The organism is uncultured Campylobacter sp. (assembly GCF_938045775.1).
GTDB lineage: Bacteria > Campylobacterota > Campylobacteria > Campylobacterales > Campylobacteraceae > Campylobacter_B.
Window position 1 is genome coordinate 1 of sequence record NZ_CALIBH010000091.1, and the last position, 7535, is coordinate 7535.

General features: G+C 52.3%; 6 protein-coding genes and 1 pseudogene. 1 reads left to right on the forward strand and 6 read right to left on the reverse strand.

Going from position 1 to position 7535, the window contains the following annotated elements:
- The 5 genes from Q0238_RS03235 to Q0238_RS03255 all read right to left on the reverse strand — a co-directional run.
- Positions 1 to 146 (reverse strand): DUF417 family protein (locus Q0238_RS03235; protein WP_297942887.1); only part of this gene is annotated, 146 nt, incomplete at its 3' end.
- A gap of 188 nt (positions 147 to 334) precedes the next feature.
- On the reverse strand, positions 335 to 1606 hold the full coding sequence (locus tag Q0238_RS03240) for a thiamine-phosphate kinase (RefSeq protein ID WP_297942880.1): 1272 nt from the start codon (positions 1604 to 1606) through the stop codon (positions 335 to 337).
- A gap of 649 nt (positions 1607 to 2255) precedes the next feature.
- Complete coding sequence (locus Q0238_RS03245; RefSeq protein WP_297942881.1) at positions 2256 to 3620, reverse strand: hypothetical protein; 1365 nt, start codon at positions 3618 to 3620, stop codon at positions 2256 to 2258.
- A gap of 620 nt (positions 3621 to 4240) precedes the next feature.
- Entirely contained in the window at positions 4241 to 4462 is a 222-nt protein-coding gene (locus Q0238_RS03250; protein ID WP_297942883.1) for an EexN family lipoprotein, read from the reverse strand.
- 137 nt (positions 4463 to 4599) lie between these two features.
- On the reverse strand, positions 4600 to 6066 hold the full coding sequence (locus Q0238_RS03255) for an aldehyde dehydrogenase family protein (RefSeq protein ID WP_297942885.1): 1467 nt from the start codon (positions 6064 to 6066) through the stop codon (positions 4600 to 4602).
- Positions 6067 to 6920: 854 nt separating this feature from the next.
- Between Q0238_RS03255 and Q0238_RS03260 the strand changes: the two genes are divergently transcribed.
- Entirely contained in the window at positions 6921 to 7079 is a 159-nt protein-coding gene (locus tag Q0238_RS03260) for a CstA-like transporter-associated (seleno)protein (RefSeq protein WP_297942889.1), read from the forward strand.
- Positions 7080 to 7422: 343 nt separating this feature from the next.
- On the opposite strand, the pseudogene Q0238_RS12250 reads toward Q0238_RS03260, so the two are convergent.
- A pseudogene (locus Q0238_RS12250) lies at positions 7423 to 7535 on the reverse strand (tRNA 2-thiocytidine biosynthesis protein TtcA); the annotation flags it as partial.

Here is a 7535-nt window from a genome sequence, read left to right on the forward strand (position 1 = left end):
GTCTGCGAAAAGAGCGGCTTTAAAGCCTCTACCTCGAACTCAAACCACTTGTAGTTGCCCATCACGGCAAGCACGATAATAACGGAAAGTCTGGCAAATATAATATCCGCGTCGCCTGCGACAAATTTTTTTACGATCCCCCTCATACGGCTCCTTTGTAAATTTTGTAACGGTATGATAGCGAGCTTGCGTGTAGGCTACGTGAAGGGGCGAAATTTCAAATTCCAAATTCCGCGGCTCTATAAAATTCCGCGCCTCCACAAAATTTCGTGGCTCCGCGAAATTTCAAATTCCATGCCACGCGCCTTAAAATTTAAAGCGAGCTCAGCAAATTTCAAGGCGCGAAGTGGTGCGAGCTGCCGCGAAATTCCATCGAGCTTTGTGGCGTGCGCGGGCAAACCTCGGCGATGATATTGATTGAGACGCCCGCCTTAGCGGCAATCGCGTAGATTTTAGGCAAAAACTTCGGCGCGAAGCTAAACAAAATCTCATACTCCTCGCCGCTTTGCAGCGCAGCCTCGCTAGGGCGGGCGATCCAGCGCGCACCCACGCCGCTAGCCTCCAACAAGCGGGGCAAGTCCTGCGCGAGCCCATCGCTAATATCCATCGCCGCGCTAATGAACTTCGCCGCCTTGTAAAAAAACTTATCGCGCAAGACGGGCCTGACGAAGCGCGAATTTTTTGAAATTTTTGCGCGCAGATCCTCGCGCAAGCGATATGAGCCACTACCCGGCACAGGATTTTCGCCTGCAGAGCTCTGCGACGTAGAATTTTCGCATGCAAGGCTTTGCGCCGTAGGGCTCTTGCGATCGTCTCTGCTCTGCGACACGGAATTTTGCGCCGAAGTTTCGGCGTCTAGGCTCTGCTGCTCGGCGCGCGCAGGTGAAATTTTATCGTCCAGACTTTGCGGCTCAAGATCCAAAATTTGTATTGCCGAAGTTTCAGCGTCCAGGTTCTGTAGCTTAGCATGCGCGGGCGAAATTTTATCGCCCAGGTTTCGCACCTCATCGCCAGGATTTTGTGCAGCTGAAGCCTCGGCATTGAGACCCTGCGGCGTGGTGCTTGGGCCTTGCACCGACGAAATTTTATCGTTTCGGTTTTGCATCTGCGAGCTAGCGGGCGAAATTTCATCTCTTAAAAGCACCGCCAGATCGCGCCCGACGCTGCCTAGCTCGCCCGTATGCGCGATGAGATCGCCCACGCGCGCGCCGCTACGAAACACGGGGTGCTTGCACTTGCCGATCAAGCTTACGCTAAGCGCGATGCGATCCGAGCCGATCGTGTCGCCGCCGATGATCCGTATGCCCCACTCGCGCGCCGTTTCGCTCACGCCCGCGCACAGCTCGTCGATCTCGCGCGTGCCGATCTCGCGCGGCAGCGCAAGCCCCAGCAGGGCGTATTTGGCGCGCGCATTCGTCGCGATCATGTCCGAGATGTTTACGAGCATCGCCTTTGCGCCGATCTCGCGCAGGCTAAGCCAGCCGCGGCGAAAGTGCACGCCCTCGACGAAAAGGTCCTTGCAATACGCCCGTTCGCCGATCACGGCGCAATCATCGCCATTAAGCTTCGATCTAAATTTCTCAAAAATATACCGCTCTTTATCCATGCGCCCTCCGTTAAATTTAGCGTTACGCCGCAGCCGTGCAAAAGCTAAGAAGCCCGAATTTGCGGGCCTTTGTTTAAATTTCGTCGCGCACGCGCAGCAGGAGTTCTACGCTCCACTTTGCAAGATTATAGCGTAAATTTAGACTTTCGCCGCGCGAGTTTGGCTGCGGTTCGGTGCGGCTCGATAGCAAAATTAGAAATCGCGTGAGTTTTGAGGCTTTAACGCGGCTCGGTACGGACGAGGTCTGCGATAAAACCGCGCCCGACTGACGCACAAACAGCTCCCAAAGCCCAGCTCTAGCTCGCGCGCGACATCGAACCGCACTCAAAAGCGCTCGCAAAGCTTCATATGCCGGCGAAATTGCGGCTTTTAGTGGCCGCAATGTAAGACGATGCGATGCGAAGATAAATCGCCGCACAGACACGGATGCCGCTTCAAATCTACGGCGCGGGTATAAATTTTGCTTTCAAAATCAGGCTTCAAAAGCGCAAACTCCGCCATGCCGTCTAAATCCGCCGCAAGCCCGCACCGCTCTCAAACGACATAAAATTTCGCCGCGCCCTAAGCGCTAAAACCGCGCAACGCCCGAGCCGAATTTCATCGCAGCGCAGCGGCAAAATTTCACGAAACGCCGCCGCCTGGCAACCCGCTAGCCCTTCTTTAGCTTCCTAAGCTCGCGCAGAACCGCCGCTTTGTTCTTGCGATCTTTTAGCGCATCATAGCACTGTGCGAGCAGCTCTAGCGCATGGACTAGCGCCTCTTTGTAAGCCGGTAGCTGCTGATATGCCAAAAGCGCCGCCGCATCGTCTCTCATCGCCGCGAAGTGCCCCAGCGCCGCAGACGGATCGCCGCGTATCATCGCGATCTCGCCTAAAATCTCGTGTCCATCGTAGCCCGAGTGCTCGTAGGCGGTGCCGCGCATGCCCTCGTAGAGCTTTATCGATCTGTCCGCGTAATCCTGCGCCGCGGCTAAATTTTTCTGCGCATAGCTCGCAGAAATTTTACTCGCGCCCGCCTCTTTGTAAATCGCCAAAAATTGTCGCGCGATCTGTAGATAAAGCCTGCCCGTATCGGGCTCCGTCGCATCCGAGAGCTCCGCTGCGGCAAGCAGATGCTCTAGCGCGGCGGCACACTCGCCCAATCCCGCATGCAGCTGTGCGTAATCCCGCGCGAGCGAAGCCCTACGCGCGCGCTCGTCCGATCCGTCATCTATAAACGGGCGCAGATGCAAGCAGTGCGCCTCCCATACGGCCAAATCCCGCAGTGCACGACGCTTGGGCTTGGGCGCCGGCTCATCAAAAGCGGAGCTAGCCTTGGCGCGCAGATACTCGCACGCGCCGCTAGCTCTGCCTTCGGCCTCGTAGGGATCGGGTGTGAGCGTTTGCAGTCGGGCGAAAATCTCCTCCGCACGCACGGGATCGCTCTGTAAAAACATAGTCCAAACAAACAGCGCCCGCCCATACTCGCGCACAGCGCCCTTACGATCGCCGCGAGCCTCGTAGATGCGCCCGAATGTATAAGCGCTCTCGTAATTTACGGCATCGGCATATATCTCCGCCACCCCGCTTTGCATGGAGCTCGCGTCCGTCGCTAGCGAGATCGCGGCGTCGGTATCGCCGCGTTGCAGGGCGATCCGCGCGCGGACAAATCTGCTAAAAATCCGCCCTACTTCGATGCGCTTTAGCTCGCTAAGCTCCTGCGCCCGTGCGGCGAGCTCTTCGGCGCGCGAGATCTCTTTAGCAAGCAGCGCCCGATCGGCATTTTCTAGCAATCTCCAAATTTCGCGCACAGAAGACGCGGTAGAATTTTTAGCGGCAGCATTCGCGGAGGCTATATTTTTTGGCGCGGAAATCTTGGACGGGGCAGAATTTTTGACGGCATTACCTGTACCGGTAGAATTGTCGGCATCCTTTACGACGGTGCCGCTTGCGGCACGGGTATTTTCGGCGGGCGGCGAGACCTGCGTGCAGGCTGCAAGAAACAAGCCGAGCGCGACGTAAGGTAAAATTTTCATAGGCGACCTTTGGAATTTTAGCCCGATTATAGCAAAACAAAGTTTAAATTCCGCGGCGGCGAAGCCTGCGTAGAGCGACGAGCTAGCCCGGATGAAATTTTAAAATTTTACCGAGCGACGTTCGTAAGCTGCGCAAGTTTAGGTTCGGGCTTGCGTACGGCTCGATAGCAAAATTAACAATCGCGTGAGTTTTGAGACTTTGGCGCGGCTCGGTATGACTTGATGCGAACGAAGGCTCGCGATAAAACAGCGCCCGAGGCTATTTCTTGCTTGCGCCCGCCTACGCTCACTCGCGCAGATGACGGCTCTTTAAAACGGCGAGTTTGAAATTTTAAAATTTAGCCGTAGCCGCTGGCAAGATTAAATTTAAACGCTGCGTAAGCGTAGCAGGTCAAGTAATGTTTTTGTCGAGCCGCCCGCGACAAAAGTCATATCGGACGTTTGAACGCACGCGGCTGTAAAATTGCAAAGAAATTTGAAAAAATTCCGAAGAATTAGAAAAAATTGAAACTACTTAATGCTCGCCATTAAGAATTCTGTTCTCTTTCTCTCTTTAAATTCCGCTTCAGGGAAAACATTATTAGCGCATTTGCGCTACTACTTTCAGAAATTTGATCATTTTAGTTTTTACTTTGCTCAAAGCCCAAAGAAGCGTTTCTGCAATCTTTGTCAACCTTTTCGCTTCTGCGTTCCATTTTTTTGCATTCAGCAATACGTTCTTTAGCTATTTGCGGATTTTCTTTGAAATAAGAAATTGTTCTTGGCTCTTTTTCGTCCTCTCCGCATCCGGCAAGACCCAAACCTACGATAGCCATAAGGCTCAACAAAAAAATTCGTCTCATTTTTTCTCCTTTTAAATGGTGCCTAATTGTATATTTATTAAACTTAATTTTCGTTTTTTATATTGTCTTTTAAAGCAGAATAAAATTTCGGGCGGCGCAAACCGCCCGAAACGTAGCCCGAAGTACCGTGCTAAGCCTTACTGCTCGTAAAAGCCGCTCGGTTTGGAGATCGTGTCGATGTAGATGTTTTTGGTCTGGGTGTAGTGCTCCAGGATCATCTTGTGCGTCTCGCGACCGATGCCCGATTCTTTGTAGCCGCCAAACGGCGCGCCGGCGTGGATCTGGTTGTAGGTATTGACCCACACGCGACCCGTCTCAAGCAGGCGTGCGACCGTGAGCGCCTTTGCGATGTCGCGCGTAAATACGGCACCGCCTAGTCCGTAGAGGCTGTCGTTCGCCATGCGGACGAGCTCGTCTTGATCTTTAAATTTAATCACGACGCCCACAGGACCGAAGATCTCCTCCTGCGCCACGCGCATGTCGTTGCGCACGTCCACGAGTAGCGTAGGCTCGACGAAAGCCTCTCCCGCGCTGTGTCGCTTGCCGCCCACGGCGATCTTAGCGCCCTCCTCTACGCCGATTTTTACGTACTCTAAAATTTTATCGGCTTGCTTTTTGTTGATCTGGCATCCCATCTGGGTGTTCGGATCGAGCGGATCGCCCACCTTGATGCGCTTAAATTTCTCCACGAGCGCCGGTACGAATTTATCGTAGATGCCCTCCTGCACGAAGATCCTGCTTCCCGCGCAGCAGACCTGACCTTGATTGAAAAGAATTCCCAGCTGCACGCCGTCGATCGCAACGTCGAAGTCGCAATCATCAAAGATGATATTTGCGCTCTTGCCGCCAAGCTCAAGCGTAGCGGGGATAATCTTTTGCGCCGCGGCTAACGCGATGCCTCTGCCGACCTCGGTAGAGCCGGTGAATGCAAGCTTATCGAGCCCTTTGTGAGTGCGGACGAACTCGCCTGCTTTGCTTCCCTTGCCGGTTACTACGTTGATGACGCCCTTTGGAAGCAGCGGCGCGATTAGGCGGATGAACTCCAAAATGCTAAGGCTGGTTTCGGAGCTTGGCTTAAATACGCACGTATCGCCCGCGGCAAGTAACGGAGCGAGCTTCCACGCGCCCATCAAAAACGGGAAATTCCACGGCACGATCTGTCCTACTACGCCGATCGGCTCGCGTAAAACGACGGATAGATAGCGCTCTTTTAGCATATTGGCGCTGCCCTCCTCGCCCAAGATCACGCCCGCAAAATAGCGGAAATGTTCGATCGACCACGCTACGTCGACCGCGCGCGTCTCGCGGATCGGCTTGCCGTTGTCGATAGTCTCTACGGTAGCGATGAACTCGGCGTTTTGCTCTAAGACGTCGGCGATCTTATTTAGCAGTGCGCTGCGCTCATAAACGCTGGTGCGGCGGAAGCTCTCAAACGCCTTGCGGGCTGCGGCGACCGCTCTATCGACGTCCGCCTTGCTAGCATCTGCGATCTTTGAAATTTTCTCGCCGGTAGCGGGATTAAAAACGTCTAGGCTCGCGCCGCCTTCGGCACCCACAAACTCGCCGTCGATGAAAAGCTTATAGCTTGGTTGGATTGTAGCCATGCTTACTCCTTACGTGAAATATGACATTTACTATTATATATCCGCGGCGGTTAATGCGGCATAAATTTTGTAGCGAAAATCGGTTAAAATTTCGTAGTATGTAAATTTAAGAAGTAACGCGGCGCGTGCGAAATTTTAAAATTTAATCTACGCGCACGATACGTGGGCTTTTGAGCAGCTTTAAAGCGGCGTTAAATTTAAGCTCTCGCGAGTAGCGAAATTTCAAAATGTAACGTTTATGAAACGAGAGCGGAAATTCGGCTGCGCGAAATTTTAAAATTTCGCTCCGATAAAATTTTAAAATTTGGCTCCGCCTGGATTTTAAATTCGGCTTCGTTAAAATTTTGAAATTTTGTAAGGTAAAATTTTAGAAACATTTTGCGGAATAAATTTCTAAAACTATCTTTAGCGGAGCGGGCGAGCGGTTTAAATTTACGGCGCACGGCGGGCAGATCCGCGAATGCGCTTCAAACTATAGCCTGCCGATAAATTTTAAAATTTTGCGGGATAAAATTTCATAATTCGGCTTCGTCGGAGTTTTGAATCGGACTTCATTAAAATTTTAAAATTTAGTCTGGTTGAGAATTTTAAAATTTTGTGAAGTAAAATTTCTAAAATATTTTTTTGAAATGGAATTTCTACAACTATCTTTCGCGCGAGCTTTGCAAGCCCATAACGCTTGCTTGTAAGGCTCCGCTTGGTACGGGCGGCTTTTGAGCAAGACGAGAGGGCGACGCCGAAAACAGCCGCGGCTGTTTTTCAAAAGCAATGCAGGGCGCAGCCCGCTCTCACGCAGCCGCTCGAGCACGTAACGGGCAACTGCTCGCGCCTTTGGGAGCCGTGGCGAAGCTTTTATCGCGGCGGATCGGACGCCTGCCCCGCTCATCGGGCTTGGGGATTACGAGGGCCGTCTGCAGCATTTTGCAAGCGATCATCTAGACAAAGTCCCGCTAAGCAAGGCGGAATTTTTCCGCTCGATGCAAGATAGCAAGGCCAAAAACGTTAAGTGCTGATAGCGGCGAAAGGGCGCGGGCGCGCCGCACGAATTTCTGCCGCCTAGAGTCTCTTTGCATAAATTTTAGCTCGCGACGCCGTAAGAGTTGCCGCCTAAAGCCACGCGGTGGGGGCTGTACGTAAGATTTAGCTCACCTCGACGAGGGATCGCGCCAAATTTTACAAAGATAGAATTCGCGTAAATTTAAACGATAAATTTTGCCACCTAGCAAGAGCGTAGCAAATTCTGCCGCACGACGTCAAGGATTTTACCTCTGCGCTGCAAATTTTACCCTCGCAACGAAAATTTAATTCTTATGTCGAAAAAGGCGCAATTTTAATCCTAGCATCGCGGTTTAAATTTTAAAATTTAGGCTCGAAAAAGGTCTCTTCGTGGATGTTGGCGAAGGCGGCTTGCAGGCTGATAAAAAACCTCGGATGGGCCTTTTCGTACTGCGCCAAAAGCTCCTTCGTAG

What these genes read in the sequence shown, in the direction of transcription:
- Q0238_RS03250 (WP_297942883.1), bottom strand. Translation starts at nt 4,462, where the DNA reads ATGAGACGAATTTTTTTGTTGAGCCTTATGGCTATCGTAGGTTTGGGT.
- Q0238_RS03240 (WP_297942880.1), bottom strand. Translation starts at nt 1,606, where the DNA reads ATGGATAAAGAGCGGTATATTTTTGAGAAATTTAGATCGAAGCTTAAT.
- Q0238_RS03245 (WP_297942881.1), bottom strand. Translation starts at nt 3,620, where the DNA reads ATGAAAATTTTACCTTACGTCGCGCTCGGCTTGTTTCTTGCAGCCTGC.
- Q0238_RS03255 (WP_297942885.1), bottom strand. Translation starts at nt 6,066, where the DNA reads ATGGCTACAATCCAACCAAGCTATAAGCTTTTCATCGACGGCGAGTTT.